The 19,800-nt window shown below is 36.5% G+C and carries 24 protein-coding genes, 1 tRNA gene and 1 pseudogene; 14 read left to right on the top strand and 12 right to left on the bottom strand.

Going from position 1 to position 19,800, the window contains the following annotated elements:
* Window positions 1-315 precede the first annotated feature (315 nt).
* The 9 genes from AAV97_RS19230 (at window position 316) to pal (ending at window position 7,143) form a co-directional block, all read left to right on the top strand.
* Window positions 316-510: a hypothetical protein gene (locus AAV97_RS19230; RefSeq protein ID WP_046761453.1), complete on the top strand. Its 195-nt coding sequence runs from the start codon at window positions 316-318 to the stop codon at window positions 508-510.
* Between the two features lie 568 nt (window positions 511-1,078).
* Window positions 1,079-1,486, top strand: coding sequence for a tol-pal system-associated acyl-CoA thioesterase (gene ybgC, locus AAV97_RS19235; protein WP_004724526.1), 408 nt, complete (start codon window positions 1,079-1,081; stop codon window positions 1,484-1,486).
* A gap of 24 nt (window positions 1,487-1,510) precedes the next feature.
* Window positions 1,511-2,209 carry a protein TolQ gene (gene tolQ / locus AAV97_RS19240; RefSeq protein WP_004824635.1) on the top strand — a complete coding sequence of 233 codons (699 nt, stop codon included), beginning with the start codon at window positions 1,511-1,513 and terminating at the stop codon, window positions 2,207-2,209.
* Window positions 2,209-2,658 (top strand): protein TolR, encoded by a 450-nt coding sequence (gene tolR, locus AAV97_RS19245; protein WP_004824636.1) that lies wholly within the window; start codon window positions 2,209-2,211, stop codon window positions 2,656-2,658. The genes tolQ and tolR overlap by 1 nt, the downstream gene beginning before the upstream one ends.
* 3 nt (window positions 2,659-2,661) lie before the next feature.
* Window positions 2,662-3,957 carry a cell envelope integrity protein TolA gene (tolA, locus tag AAV97_RS19250; RefSeq protein WP_046761454.1) on the top strand — a complete coding sequence of 432 codons (1,296 nt, stop codon included), beginning with the start codon at window positions 2,662-2,664 and terminating at the stop codon, window positions 3,955-3,957.
* 63 nt (window positions 3,958-4,020) lie between these two features.
* The gene (locus AAV97_RS19255; RefSeq protein ID WP_228136570.1) at window positions 4,021-4,467 is read left to right on the top strand and encodes a cell envelope integrity protein TolA; all 447 of its coding nucleotides are present in this window, start codon (window positions 4,021-4,023) and stop codon (window positions 4,465-4,467) included.
* Between the two features lie 71 nt (window positions 4,468-4,538).
* Window positions 4,539-5,018 carry a cell envelope integrity protein TolA gene (locus AAV97_RS19260; RefSeq protein ID WP_046761456.1) on the top strand — a complete coding sequence of 160 codons (480 nt, stop codon included), beginning with the start codon at window positions 4,539-4,541 and terminating at the stop codon, window positions 5,016-5,018.
* Window positions 5,019-5,239: 221 nt separating this feature from the next.
* Window positions 5,240-6,523 carry a Tol-Pal system beta propeller repeat protein TolB gene (gene tolB, locus AAV97_RS19265; protein WP_005032388.1) on the top strand — a complete coding sequence of 428 codons (1,284 nt, stop codon included), beginning with the start codon at window positions 5,240-5,242 and terminating at the stop codon, window positions 6,521-6,523.
* Between the two features lie 50 nt (window positions 6,524-6,573).
* Window positions 6,574-7,143 carry a peptidoglycan-associated lipoprotein Pal gene (gene pal, locus AAV97_RS19270; RefSeq protein ID WP_004824646.1) on the top strand — a complete coding sequence of 190 codons (570 nt, stop codon included), beginning with the start codon at window positions 6,574-6,576 and terminating at the stop codon, window positions 7,141-7,143.
* A 125-nt stretch (window positions 7,144-7,268) separates the two neighbouring features.
* Here pal and AAV97_RS19275 read toward each other — a convergent pair whose 3' ends face one another.
* Window positions 7,269-7,874, bottom strand: a complete 606-nt coding sequence (locus tag AAV97_RS19275) for an SMI1/KNR4 family protein (protein WP_042086463.1) — start codon at window positions 7,872-7,874, stop codon at window positions 7,269-7,271.
* 81 nt (window positions 7,875-7,955) lie between these two features.
* Entirely contained in the window at window positions 7,956-8,141 is a 186-nt protein-coding gene (locus AAV97_RS19280; RefSeq protein ID WP_004824653.1) for an NF038105 family protein, read from the bottom strand.
* Between the two features lie 174 nt (window positions 8,142-8,315).
* On the opposite strand from AAV97_RS19280, the gene AAV97_RS19285 reads away from it, so the two are divergent.
* From AAV97_RS19285 to AAV97_RS19305, 5 genes are all read left to right on the top strand, one after another.
* Window positions 8,316-9,290 carry a class 1 fructose-bisphosphatase gene (locus AAV97_RS19285; protein WP_046761457.1) on the top strand — a complete coding sequence of 325 codons (975 nt, stop codon included), beginning with the start codon at window positions 8,316-8,318 and terminating at the stop codon, window positions 9,288-9,290.
* Window positions 9,291-9,398: 108 nt separating this feature from the next.
* On the top strand, window positions 9,399-10,175 hold the full coding sequence (locus AAV97_RS19290; RefSeq protein WP_004824658.1) for a TrmH family RNA methyltransferase: 777 nt from the start codon (window positions 9,399-9,401) through the stop codon (window positions 10,173-10,175).
* Window positions 10,176-10,331: 156 nt separating this feature from the next.
* Window positions 10,332-10,946: an RNA polymerase sigma factor gene (locus tag AAV97_RS19295; RefSeq protein WP_010591608.1), complete on the top strand. Its 615-nt coding sequence runs from the start codon at window positions 10,332-10,334 to the stop codon at window positions 10,944-10,946.
* Entirely contained in the window at window positions 10,939-11,265 is a 327-nt protein-coding gene (locus AAV97_RS19300; RefSeq protein ID WP_004824662.1) for a hypothetical protein, read from the top strand. Before AAV97_RS19295 ends, AAV97_RS19300 begins: the two co-directional genes overlap by 8 nt.
* Window positions 11,255-11,662 (top strand): DUF3106 domain-containing protein, encoded by a 408-nt coding sequence (locus AAV97_RS19305; protein ID WP_046761458.1) that lies wholly within the window; start codon window positions 11,255-11,257, stop codon window positions 11,660-11,662. Before AAV97_RS19300 ends, AAV97_RS19305 begins: the two co-directional genes overlap by 11 nt.
* A 458-nt stretch (window positions 11,663-12,120) precedes the next feature.
* Here AAV97_RS19305 and glnA read toward each other — a convergent pair whose 3' ends face one another.
* From glnA to AAV97_RS19345, 10 genes and pseudogenes are all read right to left on the bottom strand, one after another.
* Window positions 12,121-13,536: a type I glutamate--ammonia ligase gene (glnA, locus tag AAV97_RS19310; protein WP_009586679.1), complete on the bottom strand. Its 1,416-nt coding sequence runs from the start codon at window positions 13,534-13,536 to the stop codon at window positions 12,121-12,123.
* 409 nt (window positions 13,537-13,945) lie between these two features.
* Complete coding sequence (locus tag AAV97_RS19315; protein ID WP_034707885.1) at window positions 13,946-14,479, bottom strand: GTP-binding protein; 534 nt, start codon at window positions 14,477-14,479, stop codon at window positions 13,946-13,948.
* Between the two features lie 121 nt (window positions 14,480-14,600).
* The gene (locus tag AAV97_RS19320; protein WP_005032399.1) at window positions 14,601-15,542 is read right to left on the bottom strand and encodes a hypothetical protein; all 942 of its coding nucleotides are present in this window, start codon (window positions 15,540-15,542) and stop codon (window positions 14,601-14,603) included.
* A gap of 686 nt (window positions 15,543-16,228) precedes the next feature.
* Window positions 16,229-16,354, bottom strand: coding sequence for a hypothetical protein (locus AAV97_RS21500; protein WP_009586673.1), 126 nt, complete (start codon window positions 16,352-16,354; stop codon window positions 16,229-16,231).
* A gap of 111 nt (window positions 16,355-16,465) precedes the next feature.
* Window positions 16,466-16,726, bottom strand: coding sequence for a hypothetical protein (locus AAV97_RS19325; RefSeq protein WP_046761459.1), 261 nt, complete (start codon window positions 16,724-16,726; stop codon window positions 16,466-16,468).
* 515 nt (window positions 16,727-17,241) lie between these two features.
* Window positions 17,242-17,442 (bottom strand): hypothetical protein, encoded by a 201-nt coding sequence (locus tag AAV97_RS21505; RefSeq protein ID WP_046761460.1) that lies wholly within the window; start codon window positions 17,440-17,442, stop codon window positions 17,242-17,244.
* Window positions 17,443-17,679: 237 nt separating this feature from the next.
* Window positions 17,680-17,901: a hypothetical protein gene (locus AAV97_RS19335; RefSeq protein ID WP_004824682.1), complete on the bottom strand. Its 222-nt coding sequence runs from the start codon at window positions 17,899-17,901 to the stop codon at window positions 17,680-17,682.
* 326 nt (window positions 17,902-18,227) lie between these two features.
* A tRNA-Met gene (locus tag AAV97_RS19340) sits at window positions 18,228-18,304 on the bottom strand.
* A gap of 137 nt (window positions 18,305-18,441) precedes the next feature.
* Window positions 18,442-18,741, bottom strand: a pseudogene (locus tag AAV97_RS21510) (transposase); the annotation flags it as partial.
* Window positions 18,742-18,960: 219 nt separating this feature from the next.
* Window positions 18,961-19,536, bottom strand: a complete 576-nt coding sequence (locus tag AAV97_RS19345) for a hypothetical protein (protein ID WP_046761591.1) — start codon at window positions 19,534-19,536, stop codon at window positions 18,961-18,963.
* Between the last annotated feature and the right edge of the window lie 264 nt (window positions 19,537-19,800).

Consider the following 19,800-nt stretch of genomic DNA (forward strand, 5'->3'; position numbering starts at 1 on the left):
AAAAATGGGAGTATTACCGATGGTTAATATGTCGTATTACAAGGTTGTAAAGCACACCTATGTGATACTGATGCTGCAATTGTGGTTTTTGTCAACTTAAATAAATATTCTTATGCCGCATACATAGAAAATATTGATGGAACATTGGCACCCCAAATATCCAAATTTATCAAAATACAAGATCAAACCCAAATACAATACCACCCATTTATCAATTTATGACTGATCATAAAGTTTCAATGACTACAGAATTTGAAAAATAGCAAAGAATTTCGTATAAGCTGTATTATAAAATATTTAATGACTGGAAATAATATGCCTAAAGATCCAGAATGGGTAACTTGTGGTAAAAGCATCAAGCAATTAATTAAAGAATTAGAATCTTTCGAGGATCAAAACTTATTAGTTGAAATATCTTTTGACGATGAGGATACATCTAAACCTATAAGCTTAGTTGGTAAAATTGATGGGAAATGTATTTTATTAAATTGTGAAAACTCAAAAGAATAACACCCTGCATTTAACATAATGGGTGTTATGTGAAATGAGCTTTACTTAATCTTTCAACATCAGTTTTTTTGCCACTACACCATTTTCTATAATACAACTTTCGAGTAGATCCCTACGAGCAATTTGTTACTCTTTAATACCACTTGATTTATAGAAACACTCAATCTAATCACCATCAGCCTTTCATTCTTAATTTGGAATGTAATCTTGTGCCATTTGAGAAAACATACCTTGTGCTAAAATTTGCGCCAAAGTCAGTGCTGAATTCTTGTGAAAATCTATAAGTGGACCGAATCAATTTTTTTCTGCAATATTAATTTTAAAGCCTATGTACAGATAATGTTCAAACAATCCGTCGTTGTTCATGTAGATACCTATGTCGCTCAAAAAACCACATAGCTGCTGAGGTACTATTGAGATGTTTCTTTATAGATCTTGTAAAATTTAATTCAGCAATTCGATCATTCAAACAAAGTCCTTCTTTTTTCAACTGAGTGATTTGAAATTGAATCAGTACTGACAAACTATTGATAGATATGCAATAAACAACACAGGAATGCATAGCAACATGAGTAACAAATTCGAATTCCAAATCCGTGTATATATTGAAGATACAGATGCTGGCGGCATCGTCTATCACGCCAATCATATTCGCTTCATGGAACGTGCTCGTACTGAATGGCTACGTGCTTCTGGGATTGATCATTACTGGCATCAAAAAGATTACAATTTTGTCGTGCATAAAATTGCTTTGAAATACTCACGTCCTATACTGATGGACGACCTGATTACTGTTACAGCAAGTGTAGTTTCATGTAAAGCTTCGTCATTTGTGTTGCAACAAAATATATATCGTGGTGAAATCATGCTTGCTTCTGGCGAGGTAGAGTTGGCATGTTTAAGTACAGATATGAAACCTCGTAGAATTCCTGACGAAATCCGTGATTTAATTCTTCGAGAATTAGCCCACGAATAAAAAATATTTTTGGCACATGTAACTATGGCAACACAACTAGAATCTTCTCTGCACATCTCTGATTTAATCTTACAAGCGAGCCCTGTGGTTCAATTGGTCATGCTGGTCTTAGTACTTGCATCTGTTTTTAGTTGGTATCTAATTGCCAAGTTACATATGGGCTATAAGAAAGCACGCCAAGGCGACGACCATTTTCAAAAAATATTTTGGTCTGGCGCTGAACTTAATACCCTCTATAACAATGCGCAACTTAACTCTAAACGCGATGGTCTGGAAGACATCTTTTATCAGGGTTTAAGTGAATATTTGAAATTGAAAAAGCGCCAAGCTGATACTGTACCCATGATTGAAGGTACAGAACGTATTTTGCGAGTAGGCTTAAGTCGTGATCAAGGTCGTTTAGAACAAGGTTTAAGTGCCTTAGCCAGCATAGGCTCTGTCGCTCCTTATGTAGGTTTATTTGGTACTGTTTGGGGCATCATGAGTGCCTTCATCGGTTTGGCACAGGTTGAACAAGTAACTCTTGCAACTGTTGCACCTGGCATTGCCGAAGCACTGATTGCAACTGCGATTGGTTTATTTGCGGCAATTCCAGCAGTATTGGCATTTAACCATTACACGGCAAAAGGTGAAGAAATTTACTCAGATCGTGCATTATTTGCCGAAGAAATGGTGGCGCTGTTACAACGTCAGTCTGTGGGAACTACACAGGAAGCTGAATAATGGCAATCCAACGCTCAGGACGTTTTGACCGTGTCAAAAAGCCTTTAAAAAGTGATATGAACGTTGTTCCCTATATCGACGTTATGTTGGTTTTATTGGTCATTTTTATGGTTACAGCACCTATGATTACGACGGGTGTCAAAGTTGACTTGCCACAAGCCAATAACAATCCGATTCAATCTGAGGATCGACCTGCTATCGTGACGCTTAATGCGGATGGAAGCATTCAGCTCGAAGATAAAACACATAACAATGATGTGCTTACTTTAGAAGAGCTTAAAATAGTCCTTACAGAAAATCAAAAGCAAGCTCAAGCAAACAGCAAACAATTGAGTGTTTTGATTAATGGTAGTGAGTCACGCCCATATGGTGAAGTGATGAAACTTATGTCTGCACTACAAGATGCGGGTTTAAGCCAAGTTGGCTTACTGACAGAGTCTGTAAAGTAAGTTATGAAAAATACTCAAAAGCCACAATCTAAAGAAAAAGCGATTGCACTTGGATTTACCCTTGGTATTCATGTGATGGCGATTACAGGCTTACTCTTTTTAGGTCTTAGTCGACCACCAGAACCTCCGAAGCAAATTAAAACTGTTCTTATTAAACCTGAAGATTTACCTCCTCCAGAACCAAAACCATTGGTAGACAGTGATTCAACGGAAACAGCTGACTCAAAAATTTCAGAAAATATCCAACAAACTGCTGAACCAGACCAAACTGCGCCTGAAATTCCAGTCGAATCAAAGCCTGATACTGAAGCAGTGGATATAAAAAAAGCAGCTGATGAAGCTAAAGCCGCTTTAGAACAAAAAATGGCACTCGCTGCAGCGCGAGCTGATCAGGAAAAAGCCACAGAACAAGCAAAAGCGAAAGCTGAAGCCGCGGAGAAAGCGAAACAAGAAGCAGCAGAAAAAGTGAAACAGGCAAAAAATGCAGCTGAAAAAGCCAAAGCTGAAGCTGATGCAAAAATTAAAGCTGAAACGGCGGCTAAAGCGAAGCAAGAAGCCCTCCAAAAAGCTAAAGCCGATGCTGCTGAAAAAGCAAGATTAGCTCGTCTTGATGCTGAAGCTAAACGTAAAGCCGAAGCAGCAGAAAAAGTGAGAAAAGAAGCTGCTGAAAAAGCAGCTCAAGCCAGAGCGGATGCAAAAGCCAAAGCAGATGCAGATGCTAAACGCAAAGCGGATGCTAAAGCCAAAGCTGATGCCGAAGCTAAACGCAAAGCGGAAGCTGAAGCCAAACGTAATGCCGATGCTAAAGCCAAAGCAGATGCGAATGCAAAATCCAAGGCTGATGCTGAGGCAAAAGCCAAAGCTGAGGCAAAATCTAAGGCAGACGCAAAAGCCAAGGCTGATGCAGATGCTAAAGCCAAAGCAGATGCAAAACGCAAAGCTGATCTTGCTCGCGAGTTAGAGGAAGAAAAGAACTCTGCTGCTGAGAAAGCAAAAGAAGCAGCTGCGAATAAAAAGGCAGAAGCCAGAAAAATTGCATCTTCAGCGAAAAAGGACTTTGAAAATAAGGTTCGAAATGCGTGGCGTATGCCAGCAGGCTCATCTGGTCAAAAGGCAACTGCCCGTGTCACGTTGACAGATAGTGGAGCTGTTGCATCGGTTATCGTGAATGCATCTGATCCTGATGTTAAAGCAAGTGTAGAACAAGCTGTACGTAACGCAGCCCCCTTCCCAATGCCTTCTGATCCTGATGCTCGACGCGAGGCACGGAGCTTTACTGCGAGTTTTACTGTGAAATAATTTTTGTAATATACCCTGCTTTGGCAGGGTTATTATTTGATTCACGCTATGGATAAGGAATTTGTGAAATTTTTTTTATTTATATTTCCTGCATTGATCTATCAAAGCACGCTTGCAAATCAAAATAGCCAAAATACTGAAACTAATTTTGCATCAATCCATCCAATGGAATTGAATACAACTGCGTCAGCCCTTGAAAAGAAAAGTGATCTTGCCAACGAGCAAAAAGCGAAGGCTAAAAAACTGGCATTCAGCATAAAAAAAGAATTTGCCCATAAAATTCTAAGGGCTTGGCTTATACCAACAGGCGCAACAGAACAAAAAACCAACGCACGTATAAAGCTTACACAAAATGGCTCCATTGACTCAATCGTTGTCAGTTCAGCAGCTCCAGATGTCAAAGCAAGTATAGAGCAAGCGATCTACGATGCAGCGCCATTCACCTTGCCCACTCAACCAGAAGTTAGGAGAGATGTACAAAGTTTCTCAGTCAACTTTATTGTAGAATAGAATTTGCATTCTCTATAGTTAAAACAATATCGATTATCAACCAAGTCATATAGACACATTGGAAAAATAAAATGCAATATAAAACATTGCTGATTAGCAGCTTTCTTATTTGTTTCTCAACATTTTCATTTGCTGAAAAAAATCAAATCAACCCGCCAATTGAGGTTAACAGGCAACAAATACCTTCTAACCCATTTACACATGAAATGCCACCAACTGCTCCACCCCAGCAAAAAAATACACCTACACAAAATGAACAACTTAGACAAAATCAAATCACCAGTCAAATTTACAAAAGCAGAATGAATCGTATTACAAAATATTGGAAACGCCCTGCAACAGATTTAGCAGAGAAAGCCAATGTTCGGGTCTATCTAGATGAACAAGGAAATGTTGAAGATATTCTATTCGTGGGTGGACAGTTTAGTGATGAATTTGCACTTTCAATCAAAACAGCGATTTATAAAGCTGCTCCCTTTGAAATGCCTAATGAACAATCGCTTAAAAAACAATTTCAAGAAATTCCTCTCCAATTCGCTGTCAGTGAATAATATCCTATGTTTCGTCAACGGTTATGATTTTAATCAATTTGTTTAGATAACTTATCAAGCTGTCATTCATCTGAGTCATACATTTAGATTTATTTTTTATCAACAAACAGCGAATTATCATCTTTTATTCATAATTACATGCTTTATATAGATTAAAATAATGTCTTTATGCTACAAAGCTAAGCATAGTTAAAAATTGATATTTGAGTACATGAAGTCCAATGAAAATCATGCCTAAACGTCTATTAGGATTAGCGATAATTGTTGCATTGAGCCCAGCATTGATCACCACATCGTATGCACAATTGCATTTAGAAATTGCTAAAGCTCCTGAGTCCGCACCTAAAATTGCCATTCTTCCTTTTAGCAATGATCAATCCATCTACCCGATCATCGAACAGGATTTAAATCGTTCTGGTCGCTTTACCAGTTCTTCTAAAAACTTACCTGCAACTGCCAGCGTAAATAATGTTAATGCAGAAGCTTGGAAAGCCGCTGGTGTTCCTTATGTCGTTCTAGGTGAGTCAAAAGTAAATGCTGATGGTTCATTGGCTGTACATTACCAACTGTATGATGTCGAAAAGCAAAAATTCTTGCTCAATGAATTGCTCACAGTTCCTGCTTCGCGTGTACGTACCGCAGCACATATGATCAGTGATGCTATCTATCAAGCATTAACAGGTATCCAAGGTGACTTTACTGGACGTATCGCCTATGTGCTACGCAATCCTGCAACACCTGATACACGTTATACTTTGCAAATCGCAGATACCGATGGTGAACAACCTAAAACTGTATTGAGCTCAAGAGATCCTATTCTCTCTCCTGCTTGGACACCAGATGCTAAAAAGATCGCCTATGTATCATTTGAAACCAAACGTCCAGCCATTTATGTTCAAGATTTGGCTTCTGGCGCTCGTGAGAAATTAGCCTCATTCCGTGGTTTGAATGGTGCACCTAGTTTTTCTCCTGATGGAAAATCTATGTTGTTCACCGCATCTATGCACGGCAATCCTGAAATATATCAAATGGATTTAGACACTCGTCAAGTTAAACGAATGACCAATGACAGTGCAATTGATACAGAAGCACGCTATGCACCTGATGGGAAATCATTTATTTTTACCTCTGACCGCGGTGGTTCAGCGCAAATTTATCGCTATAGCTTTGATGACGGTTCAACAAAACGTTTAACTTTCCGTGGCGCATTCAATGCTCGTGGTACGCTCAGTGCAGATGGCAAATATGTTGCATTGGTACATCGCCCTTCTGGCAGCAATTACAAGGTCGCGATTCAAGAAATTTCTACTGGAATTACCAATATTCTGACTCCAACAAGTCTCGATGAATCACCTAGCTTCTCTCCAAACGGGCAAATGGTGGTATATGCAACGCGTGAAGGAAATCGTGGCTTATTGGCAATCATGTCAACAGATGGTCGTTTCCGAATGAATTTACCGAGTGAACAAGGTGAAGTACGTGAGCCTGCTTGGGCACCTAAATGATTTACCCATGTCGCATGACTTAATTTAAAAAGGAAGTATCGGAGATCAACATGAAGGCTATTCAATATTTAACGTTACCATTACTCGCAGCAAGCTTAGTCATGACTGGTTGTGCCAGCCGTAAACCTGCTGCAACAGTAGAATCTGGAACAAATCCCAATAGTGCGACTACAGTAAACACGACAGGCTTAAGTGAAGATGCAGCTTTAAATGCACAAAATTTAGCAGGCGCTTCAGCAAAAGGTGTAACTGAAGCAAACAAAGCATTTTTAGCAAAGCGTGTTGTACATTTTGACTATGACAGTAGTGATCTTTCAAATGATGACTATCAGACACTTCAAGCGCATGCACAATTCCTAATCGCCAATGCAAATTCAAAAGTTGCCCTAACAGGTCACACGGATGAACGTGGTACCCGTGAATACAATATGGCTTTGGGTGAACGTCGTGCAAAAGCTGTAGAAAGCTACTTAATCACTAACGGTGTTAAGCCAAACCAATTGGAAGCGGTAAGTTATGGTAAAGAAATGCCAATCAATGCAGGACATGATGAATCTGCATGGAAAGAAAACCGTCGTGTCGAAATTAACTATGAAGCTGTTCCACCGTTATTAAAATAATTTTTAAAAACAATATAAAAATGCCCAATTCAATTGGGCATTTTTATATTAGGCTAGCCGACCAATTGATGATTTTGATATTTAAAAGTTCAAATATTAAAACTAGACTTTCTTTGGATTTAAAATCAATACCGCCATTTTTTGAGCTTTTGATCACCGATGAGCTCAATCACCATATCTTCTACCCATTGCTCAACTTGATCAGGGGTAGCATCACCAAATAAATCCGACTGCAACAAGATTAAACAACATTTGAGATATTCATCGACATCATCAAAGATTTTTGCCAAATAAGGTCTATCATCATGATCAAAATAATAGACTTCTTTGCTTATGTCATGAAAACAAAACATATTGCCATTACCGAGATAGTCACTAAAAGTAATCAAATGCGGTAAAACTTCTACATCTTTTGAAGTGAATTCAGGTGCATATTCTGGTGCGGCAGCCCATATATCTTTTAAATAGCCAATATCATCAAACTGTTGTAGCTCTTCACCAATATCCGCAATGCCAAATGTTTGATAGAAAATTTTTAGAGAAACTGGCAAAGTGGTTTTTAAGCGCAGTTCAAGTTGATCAATTTCATCAATATTTATTGGAGATGCAACTTCATCATCATTTAAATCTGCAAATGATTGCAAAATGCGTTGGGTTTTTACCTCCCACTCTGGCTCTCCAATTTGATGAAATGGAAAGACGATATCTGCTTTATGATGAATTTCAATCATGATTGATGCGATAGTCTTCGAAATTTACTTGGATTATAAAATAAAAAAGCGCTTATCAAAGTGATAAACGCTTCTTATTGATTAAGCCTTTGACTCGTCTGGCTTGGGACTTTGCATGGATTCAATCATATCGTGCTTATTGAATTCTTTGAACTCAGGTTTAGCTTCGTAATTCTTCCATGCTTCTTTCACATTTTCAGCACTAATCTCTTTAAGATCAATACCTTCATTTTGAGTCGGAGTCGCTTCAAACTTTGCCGTTGTCATGTGAGTGCTCCTTTACGTTATTATCCGTATATCCAACATAACACTTTCTAAAATACTTGCAAGGGTAATTTCACGACAAATAACACAGGATAATTTTTATTTTGAGCTGAACTCATCTAAAATACCGCTATTGTTTAATGTGTCAAAATTTATCACTTTTGGAGCACCTCTGATATGTCATATCGCACTCTATCCCAATATTTAGAACAACAACAAGGGAATTTAACACCTGAACTTGCCAATGTGATTGAAACGATTGCCAACACATGTAAAACCATTGATCAGGCGCTACAAAAAGGTGCGTTAGCAGGTGTACTGGGAAGTGCTCAAAATGAAAATGTACAAGGTGAAGAACAAAAGAAACTTGATGTTATTTCAAATGATTATTTAATTGATGCACTTAAAGCTAACTCAAATGTGGGTGGCTTAGCATCAGAAGAATTAGATGAGTTTACCCCAGCGCAAGAAAACGGCAAATATCTTGTTTTATTTGATCCTTTGGATGGTTCAAGTAATATTGATATTAACATGTGTGTAGGTACAATTTTTTCGATCCTTCCTGCTCAAAATAGCATTACACAAGCAGAAGATTTCATGCAAGCTGGTTCACAACAAGCTGCTGCTGGCTATGTTCTTTATGGTCCATCAACCATGATGGCACTTACTGTTGGCGCTGGTGTTGTATTTTTTACCTTCGATCCAGAAACTCAACAATTTTTACTGACTTCTGAAAATGTTCAAGTGGCTGCGGATACTAAAGAATACGCAATCAATGCTTCAAATCAACGTCATTGGGAAGCGCCTGTAAAACGTTATATTGATGAGCTACAAGCAGGTAAAACTTCTGTACGCGAAAAAGACTTCAATATGCGTTGGGTAGCATGTATGGTGGGTGATATTCACCGTATTCTATGCCGTAGTGGTATCTTCCTATATCCATACGACACCAAAGACCCTCAAAAAGCAGGTCGCCTGCGTTTGATGTATGAAGCCAACCCAATGAGCATGTTAATGGAACAAGCTGGTGGTGCATCTACAACAGGTCGCGTGCGTATCCTAGATATTCAACCTACTGAGTTACATCAACGTGTTCCAGTCGTGATTGGCTCTAAGAATGAAGTTGAACTTGTTACAAGCTATCATCACTAATTCTTTCATTTTTACGTGCGCTTTAAGCGCGTAAAACCAGTAAAGGTCTGTTGTAAATTCATTTTGGAATGATCAACAGATCTTACTTATTTTTGGATCTACTCTCCCATGCCTACAATTTTCCTTGAATCAAAAGACAATCCTAAAATTAAGCACCTAAGAGGTTTAATTGAACAAAATACTTATCGTAAGAAACAAGGACAAACTGTACTTGAAGGCACACACCTGAGTCTTGCATGGTTAGAAAAGGGACGCAAAATTAATTCGATTTTCACCACTGAGCATGCATTGGATCATGAGGATCTTGGTGAGATCATTGACCAATACCAAGGGATGGTGTTCGTGATCAGCGAAGCATTATATAAGGACCTAAGCACCTTAGGAACCACCCTTGCCTGCCTTGCAATCGTTGATTTGCCAAGCTCAACACAAGCATTGAATTTTAGCGAAGACACGTTAATTCTTGAAAATGTTCAAGACCCTGGTAATGTCGGAACGCTATTGCGTTCTGCCGCAGCTGCGGGCATTGAACAAATTGTCTGTACAAAAGGCTCTGCTTCATTATGGTCACCACGTGTTCTGCGTGCGGGTATGGGCGCACATTTCTCCTTACAAACCTATGAGAATGTTGTACTTGAGGATATTTTAAAGCAATTCAAAATTCCTGTTTATGTCACCAGCTCACATGAAGCAGAAAGTCTGTATTCCAAAAATTTACGTAAACAATGTGTGTGGATTTTGGGTAATGAAGGTCAAGGCGTTTCAGAATTTGCATTAAAACGTGCAGAAGCTGTATCTATTCCACAACCAGGCGGTCAAGAATCACTCAATGTCGCTGTTGCAGGCTCAATTTGCTTCTTTGAAATGGTTCGTCAACGACTATAAGGTTAAATTATTTTAAATATCGCCCGTTATTGAAAAAAATCATTTAAACTGAAAAAAATAATTGATTTACGTGTCAACCCAAACCATTTTTTAAACGTTATAGTGATATGAATTTAAAATAATGGTGGGTACCCAATGACGGGATTTTCCATCTCTATGGACTTAGCACCAAAGAAGTCACAGACTGAAACAGCCAGTGCTCAAACGAGTACCAGTGAACAGCGCCTGCGTTTTTTTATGCAGGATGTGACAGGTCGTGCCTTGGTCATGATGGAAAATGCAACACAAGGTCATAATGGGATTGCAATGGATTTGGTACAGGAAGCATTTATTTCCCTACATAAGTCTTACGCGGATAAGTCCACAGAAGAATGGTATCCATTGTTCTACACTATTTTAAATAACAAACTACAAGATTGGCGTCGTAAAGAAGCACGTAGAGCATCTCCTTTTTCCCTATTTCGAAAAATCGATTTAGATTCTGATGATGAAGAAGCGATGGAAATTGTTGATGAATCTACGCCAAACCCGCTTCAGTTTTTAGATCAAGATGTCACTATTGAAGAAATTCAAGACGCGATTAGTGAATTACCTGTACGCCAGCAACAAGCATTTATGCTACGTGCATGGGAAGGCTTTGATACACAGACAACGGCATCAATTATGAACTGTAGCGAAGGTAGTGTAAAAACCCATTACCATAGAGCAATTCAAGGATTAAGAACTGCGCTATCACATTTAAATCCGTATGGAGGTTCATCACATGAATAATGATGATTTCACCAAACAAGTGACGGCAAAACTGGATGAACTTGCACGTCATCACCGCAATAAAGCAGTGGTGATGAATAATGTGTTAGATCGTATCCAAGATCAGCCAACATCACGCTTTAGCAATTGGAAAATGACTGGCTTTGCACTTGCAGCAGCAATTACAGGCTTTGTTGTTGTACCAAATGCTTTCGATGTTTCCAATGAAGCTCATACGCCGCAACAAGTGGTGATTAGCCCTAAACTTTCACCACAAATGATGGAAGATTTAGATATGTTATCTGTTTTTGGTGAGGATAAAAATTCTCATGGTAGCTAGAAAATTAGTATTGGCATTTTGTGCTTTTGGTTTTCTACAAACAAGTTTTGCTGGATTTGAACGTTTTTGGATTTTTTCCAAAGATGCGAATACGCAAGTCAATGAAACATGGGATGCGCTGTCTGAAGATGAACAAAAAGCATTAATCAAACGCTACCAAAATTTAAAAGAGCTCCCAACTGAACAAAGCGCTGCTTTACAACAACGTATGGACTGGTTTACTCAACTTCCTGAACAAGAAAAGCAAAAAATGCGTGAAGCATGGCAACAAATGAGCACATCTGAACGTAATGAAATGCGGAAAAAAATGCAAAAAGCATCTACATCAGATGAACGCAATGAAATTCGTGAAAAATATATTCAAAAATACCAACCAAGTAGTGTTGTATCGCATTAACATCATCTATCCATATGTACTAAAGCCAGTCATGGTACTGGCTTTTTTTACTCAAATTTATTCTTTCAAAAATACAACCAACCCCCTCAACCACTTTAAAAATAATTAAATTTCAATATCTTAAATTCAAATACTGCACAATTTAGTACAAACTCTTATAATCTTTTAGCGATTAATTTGTTTTGTACTTTTGCATCATAGATGCGTCTTTCTATGTTGAGATATTGCCTTCATCAATCTATTTAAACTTTAGATATAAAACATGACATTGATAGTTTTATATCTCAAACTAGGTACTTTTAATATTCATTTTATTGATCAAAAGAAATTAAATTTTACTGTATGTCTCTTTCACAGATTGACTGCGCTTTGAATCAATTATAGAGATTAATTTGAATGATTAATCAATAAAAAAACCTGCACGAGGCAGGTTTTTATCGCTTAAATTCAGATCTGAATTACAAGCTATAGTACATATCAAATTCAACTGGGTGAGTCGTTGTATTTAAACGACGAACATCTTCAGTTTTAAGTTCGATATAGGCATCTAACATTTCTTTCGTGAACACGCCACCTTTAAGAAGGAAGTCATGGTCCGCTTTAAGTGCTTCAAGCGCCATATCAAGACTGTGAGCAACTGTTGGGATTTTTGCTTCTTCTTCAGGAGGAAGATCATATAAGTTTTTGTCAGCAGCTTCACCTGGATGAATCTTGTTTTGAATACCATCAAGACCAGCCATCAACAATGCCGCGAAACCTAAGTACGGGTTCATCATTGGATCTGGGAAACGTGCTTCAATACGTTTGCCTTTAGGGCTAGAAACGTAAGGAATACGGATAGACGCAGAACGGTTACGTGCTGAGTAAGCAAGCATGATCGGTGCTTCAAAGTGTGGTACTAAACGCTTGTACGAGTTTGTAGAAGGGTTAGTAATCGCATTCAACGCACGAGCATGTTTGATAATACCACCGATGAAGTACAATGCCATCTCTGAAAGACCTGCATATTCATCACCAGCAAACAAGTTTTTGCCATCTTTAGAGATCGACATATGAACGTGCATACCAGAACCGTTATCACCTACCATTGGTTTAGGCATAAAGGTTGCAGTTTTTGCATATTGATGAGCAACGTTCCACACTGCATATTTGAACTGTTGAACTTCGTCTGCTTTACGAACCATCGTGTTGAAACTCACACCAATTTCTAATTGGCATGATGCAACTTCATGGTGATGTACTTCTACACGACCAGGACCCATGATGTCTTCAATACGCGCGCACATTTCAGCACGCATATCTTGATGAGAATCAACAGGAGGAACTGGGAAGTAACCACCTTTCACACGTGGACGGTGACCAGAGTTACCAGATTCGTAAGAATTACCAGTAGACCATGCAGCTTCTTCAGCGATCAAAGTATGGCGAGCGCCAGACATGTCGATATCCCATTTAACTTCGTCAAAAACAAAGAATTCTGGTTCTGGACCAAAGAATGCAGTATCACCAATACCTGTAGATTTTAAATACTCTTCAGCACGACGAGCAATTGAACGCGGATCACGGTCATAACCTTGACCAGTTGAAGGCTCAATAACATCACAAGTCACGACAATTGTCGCTTCAGCAAAGAACGGATCAAGGAAAGCAGTTTCAGGATCTGGACGTAAAATCATGTCAGATGCTTCAATGCCTTTCCAGCCAGCGATTGAAGAACCATCAAACATTTTACCATCTTCGAAAGTATCTTCATCGATAGTATCCGAAGGGTAACTTACATGTTGCTCTTTACCCTTAGTATCAGTAAAGCGAAAATCGACCCATTTTGCGCCACTTTCTTGTATGAGTTGAAGGACCTTGTTCGCCATGCTCATTTTGCTCCAATGAATTTTTGTTGCACTTGTGAAGTGCGTGTTAGTAGTTGGTATCTATAAAGCAATTAGCATACCAACTTTTAAAATAATTGCTAATTTATTGAATTTCTTATCAGAAAATAAGCTTAGCAACCATTATTTCGCTTCTATTATACTGAGTGCAAATAGAATTGCACCATATTCAGACACACTTCTTATTTTAAAATCATTCAGCACTATTTTAACGCACTATTTTTGTGCATATTCGTTAAAATGGTTTATCTTGGTGCTTACTTTCAAATTTTTCACAGTGATGATGACATTCAATCATTTCAAGCACATTAAAAAAGCGTATCCATAAAATGGATACGCTGTGTATTCAGACAGAATACGTTCATATTGAACGTATTATTATAAGGAGCTGATGATTTTATCCAAATTCAACTTCTGCTCGAGCAATCAATGCTTCAACCATTAACAATACATCATCTTGCTTTCTCGCATCTACAGCGAAAATGGGCATGTTGACCTGATTTAAACTCATCCAATCTTTATATTGTTTTAGCAACTGCTGCGGGTTTTCGTCGACATGCGTTACCCCGACAACAATGTTGTTTACATATTCTTTGAAGCTTTGAAAGTAAAACTTCAAATCCTCAATTGCGTCTTTTTGAGAGTGATCAATCAATACTACAGCACCTATTGCACCTTTGCAGATCACTGACCAGACAAAATCAAATCGGTCTTGTCCTGGTGTCCCATATAAACCTACAACAACACCATCTTCTAAACGGATTTCGCCGTAATCAATCCCAACAGTGGTCAACGCTTTACTGTGTGATTGTTCATCAGTATTTTGTGCTTCCGTAGATAAAACTGAAATTTCAGACAAAGACTTAATCGCTTCAGTTTTACCTGCCCCCATCTTGCCACCAAATACAATTTTATACTGTTGTAAAATCACATTATCACCTTTATTCAAGTTCTTATTGCTACACATTGATTAAGTTGTATTACTTATTTTTCAACTTTAAAAAAACCATGTTTATGCAATCAATTTTCAAGTTGAACAATCAGCTACCAAATCACAGCCCTAATTTTTTTCGTAATTTACCAAAGAAACCACGTAGAACACCTGCCGACTGTTTTTCCTCAACAATTAATTTTGCTTCTTCTTCAGGTATATTTTTGAGCATATTGCTCAATAAACCAATTGAGACAAATTTATAAATCTGATCTTTACTATAACCCGTTTTTTGCACCACTTGGGCAATAGTCGCTCCTTGCTCAAAACAAGCTGCTATTTTAAAAATCATTTGTCTTTCATTTTGATGATTAGGCTGTGGCCAATCAATAAGTTGATAATAGTCCCCTTTGTGGATTGTGGTATTAATATCATTGGAATACCACAATAAATTCCACAACCAAGACTTAAGTTCGATACCTTGATTTGAACTCACTGATTGCGCCATTTGCATGGTGGCATAAGTAAAATTTAAAGAAACATCAGTGCCTTGAATTTTACGTAATGCATCCACCCATACTTGCTGAGTTCGAATATTCACTAATGCAATATTACCCTTGGCATCAAAAACTTGTACATTACCGTTTCTTTCATTAAAAAACTCTGGAACAATTTTTGTGAGATCTAAAGTTTTTGAAATTTGATTTACAATATGCACTGTTTTATGGCTAACAGGCACATGGAAATAACGATCTTTAAACCATTTTCTAATTTCATCAGTGGCAGAAAAAGGTAAATACAGTTTATCCCCTTCGATTTGCCCTGATTTTTCATTTTTATTGATTAACCTTAGATAAGGTATTTTTTTTACACCCACCAAATTTTGAATTGTAGGAGAACTAAAAAACATATCATTCACAAGAAGAATATCTAAATGCGGATCAGCAATGTTTGCCCAACTTACTTGAAGTGAGTCATCATACATCAATCGTATTTTCTGCTTTATTGCATCAAGTACATTTAAGCTCAAGCCAAATATCGCAATTTTTACTTCTTCTTTCATTTAGCCCCCACGGCCTCGTATAGAGTGTGACCAGTTTATCATTTTTATCAAAAAATAAAACAAAAAACACTATCGTAAGTGTGAAAAAATTGTAGCAAAGTTAATATACAATTTAATGTTTCAAATACAAGAATATAATAACTGAGCTTTAAATAAAATATTTTCATCAAAATAAATAAAATAAGTTATTTATTATAAAATATATAAAATTCAATAGCTTAATTATAACATCTGAATTTCTTTTACCCCAACTCCACCGAAGGTAAATATTAATCAATTAAAAAATTTAATGAAACTTAATATTTTATTTAAAAATATTAATAACATTTGTATATTAAATCATTCTCATGCTGAGCTTAAGTGAGATAATCTCTCATTCTCATATACTAAAAGATTCTATAAAATCGTTGTTCCTGATTTGCTGGTACAAATCACACTGCATCCTAGGATATATTATTAAGTCACAAGGCTTTTAAATAAGATCAAATTGAATTGTTCGAATGCGACTTGTGATTGCTTATTGAGATGTGAATTGTTAACTATTCTTATTTTGTACTGCCAAATCTTTCATCATATATGATATTGGTATAAAGCCTCGCAAAACGAGGCTACATTCATTAAGAGTAACAACCTGACAGTAATCCAATGTAATCTACTTTGTTTGTTAAAATGAACAGTATGAAGATCTAACTGTCTTTATCTACCGAATGCGGTGTCGTGGTTTGATCTTGTTTTTGCGTATCCGAATCTCTTTTTTGACACGCAGTTAAGCCCAATAATAAAACTAAACTTACAATCGAAATGATTTTCATATCTAGCCCAATCTTGCTTAAAAATTAAACAATAGCAGAAAATAATAATCAAATTGTTGAATTCGTGAAACTCACAATTTTTTTACTGTGCTGAAAAAAAATAATCGCCTATCAATTCCAGAAAACAGAAAATATTTTTTCTTTTCCTATCATTTTAAGCTTTACCTTGTATCCAGCTTTCTTAAATTCTTCACTTAATTTGTCTAGTTCATGAAGAGTGAAATCTTTTGCAAGACATTCGCTCACAAACAATTCGCCTTGATCTGCTTTTAATCTGATTTGCTTCTTCAAAAATCTTTTGAGTTGCTCAATTGAAAAATATTGTGATTGATTCTGGTGCATTCTCGTTTCAGTAATTGTAGGAGTAAACATGGTAAAAATCTCATATTAATAAGCACAATCAATGATTATGAGGGATGCAACACCTAATTCAGTATAAATAATGAAATTACAACAATCTTTAAAAATACACATTAAATCATTAATTTATATCAATTAATTATAAAAACCATGAATCTTTTCATTTACTTTGTTTAAATTAAGTTATAAAGAATGCGACATTATTTGAAGATTTTTCCATAAAAAAATAAAAGAGATTACTTTCCTGCAAGCAGGATGCATTCTAAATGCTTAAATTTGATAGCACCTAATCTAATTTAAAACTAGTCCCGCTTTTTGATATGAGAATAGGCAGTTTAAATAAAGCCCAGCTTGAGGAGAATGCAAGCTGGGCGGTCTAGTATGTCCTGTTTTATTCTATTTAATTCTTGCTAGAGACTATACTATTGATTCAACATAAATGCAAATGATTATCATTTAAAATGAATAATTTAGATCGAACACCTCAATTTTATAAACATAAAACATTGAATTAAATAAATATATCTCTATTGAGTTGCTTTCATCATTTGTCTTTGTCTTCTGACCAAACCAAGAGTTTCTTTTCTTTTACGGATTTCTTCCTCGGTAAAAGGTAAATGCTGAACTAAACTTTCTATAGGTAATACACTATTTTCAATCAAATAGCAGTCTTGATCCGTCGTCCAATTCGATAGAGGACTTTGGAGTTTTTTCTGTAATCTTTTCATGGTTCAATTTTAATATATATGACGGCTATAGAAAAGCTCATCATTTGATAATCTTTCTTGACCATAAGCGAGATATGATTCAAATACCCCCTCTCGATTATGGTTCTTTTCTTTATCAAAAAATTATAAATTTTCCAAGTTAATCTTTAACTCAACAATGCAAAAATATTTGAATAATTAAGAAGCCAAAGCAAGCCATAAGATAATTTCAATCAAAACAAAGGTACATGGAACATTTTAGAGTGTTATTCGATAAAGCTTGTTTAATCCAATATAGAAAGATCGTCCATCGAGATTAAAATTACACTTCTGTCCTGTTTCGAGTTGAATTTGCTTGCCTACTTCAACCCAAGAAATGCCGCCAACATTATTTTGTTTACGCTTCAGTGGAATAATTCTGACTTGAATTTGATCTCCATTGACTGCTTTAGCAATCGTCCATCCATTTATTAAATTCATTTTTTACTCATTTCATTGAGCTTTTGTAAAACAGTTCAGTCATTCACTATTTGAGAGAGATATTTTAAAATCCAATTGTGAGAGGCAATTGCGCCTAAAATTAAACTTCCAATTTTTACATCAGCATATTTATAGGGAATACATATATGAGTTAGAACATAGCCAACCCTGATTTAAATTCTAATCAATAGAAAAATATATTTTTCAATACTTTAACCAAAATAACTTATCCGATATTCTAAACTAATTACTAATAAGTACGGCATTGAATAAAAAAAACCTAGAAAGCATAGAGCTAACTAGGCTATAAACTTTAAATTTTTCATTGGTAGCGGGAGCTGGATTTGAACCAACGACCTTCGGGTTATGAGCCCGACGAGCTACCAGACTGCTCCATCCCGCAGCAATGAGTCACAGTTATACGCTGAATAGAACAGTAACACAATGTTTATTTTTTAGTTATGTTAAAAAATATAATTTCCGCCTATCGGCTTTGTTACACAAACATAAAAAAGCCAATTTTTCTTAGGTTGACCGAATTTAAGATACAATCTGGGTATGTGGTTGACCTAATTCAGTAAGTTTATTCAATACGGCAATACATCCATGAACCTCATTGACCTGACTTTCGAAGTTCCTTGCATGCAATTTATCGCCTAATAATTTGATGCAGTGCATCTTGGTCTCAACCAAACTTCGGCAATAATACCCTGCCTATTTCTTCCATATTGTTCTGCCTAGACGTTTTACTGTATCAAATAGTGCATTACGTTCAATTGAACTCGCTCGTTTATCTTTCCAAGGCTTGGTATTTTTCCTGGGTGGAATTATCGAAGCTGCATCTGAATAGGTTGGAGTGCACCATTGTTTGCCATTTTCCTTAGCGTACTATTAGGTATTTGGATCAAACCAAATGATGAAATCACCACGACTAATTAGAGCTTGGTTGTACGATGACCAATTCTTAGTACGATAGATTTTCGGGGATAGACTTCTTTATTCAAAAATTATATTAATAAAGAAGCCTTTAAGAACAAGTTTGTGCAACAAAGCCTTTTTTTAAGTATAAGAGCGTAAACAAATTAAGTGATATTCGTTTTCAAACTCTAATTCAGCCCTTTTCATACTCTCAGGTGTACTATATCGTGTCCTTCCATATGCTAGTTTGATCATATTCTCAATTAAACTTCTGATTTGAGGTTCTGAATTCGGTAATAATGCATCAAATTGATCACTCATTGAATGACCACGTTGTCTGTTATGCATTACCGTTCTTGCTGTCAATGACGCAGATCTACAAATATCTTTCCACTCTTGTTCACTATATCGATTTGGAATCGACTCGTTTTCAGTTTGTTTATTCATATCATGATAACTTTCATTTGAAGAGTACTGTTGAGCTTCATAAATGTAAGCTTCTTGTCTTTCTTTCACCGATTGTTCTAGCGCTTTTGCTTTTATTCTCGCTTCTGATTCTCGTTGAGCTTGAACTTCATCTATCTTATTCTGCATAAGTCTTGTATTTTGCTGAATTTCAGCCATCTTTAATCGTGCCATGTCTTCCTTGTTGTTTTTATTGATGAAATATCCGATTAATAACACGATAATAATGAGCACACCTACAATATATTTCACAATCTGTGCACTCACATGGTCATAGAAAACGTACGATTCAACAATTGGTGACCACGTCCCAAATCGGTAAATGAAACAAAGCTCAGCACAATAGTTAATTCAAATGTGATTTTTTCCATATCATGACTACTTATTATAAAGTGCGCTCAATGTAACAAAGTGTAAAGAAAAATGAATATTTATTCGACTAAATATGTGTAAAACTATTAACACTTTATTTAAATGAGTTTTCATCTAAAGTACATCAGAAATTAAATTTTCATT

Origin of the sequence: Acinetobacter sp. Ag2, from assembly GCF_001005515.1 — a bacterium.
In the GTDB taxonomy this organism is placed as follows: Bacteria; Pseudomonadota; Gammaproteobacteria; order Pseudomonadales; family Moraxellaceae; genus Acinetobacter; species Acinetobacter bereziniae.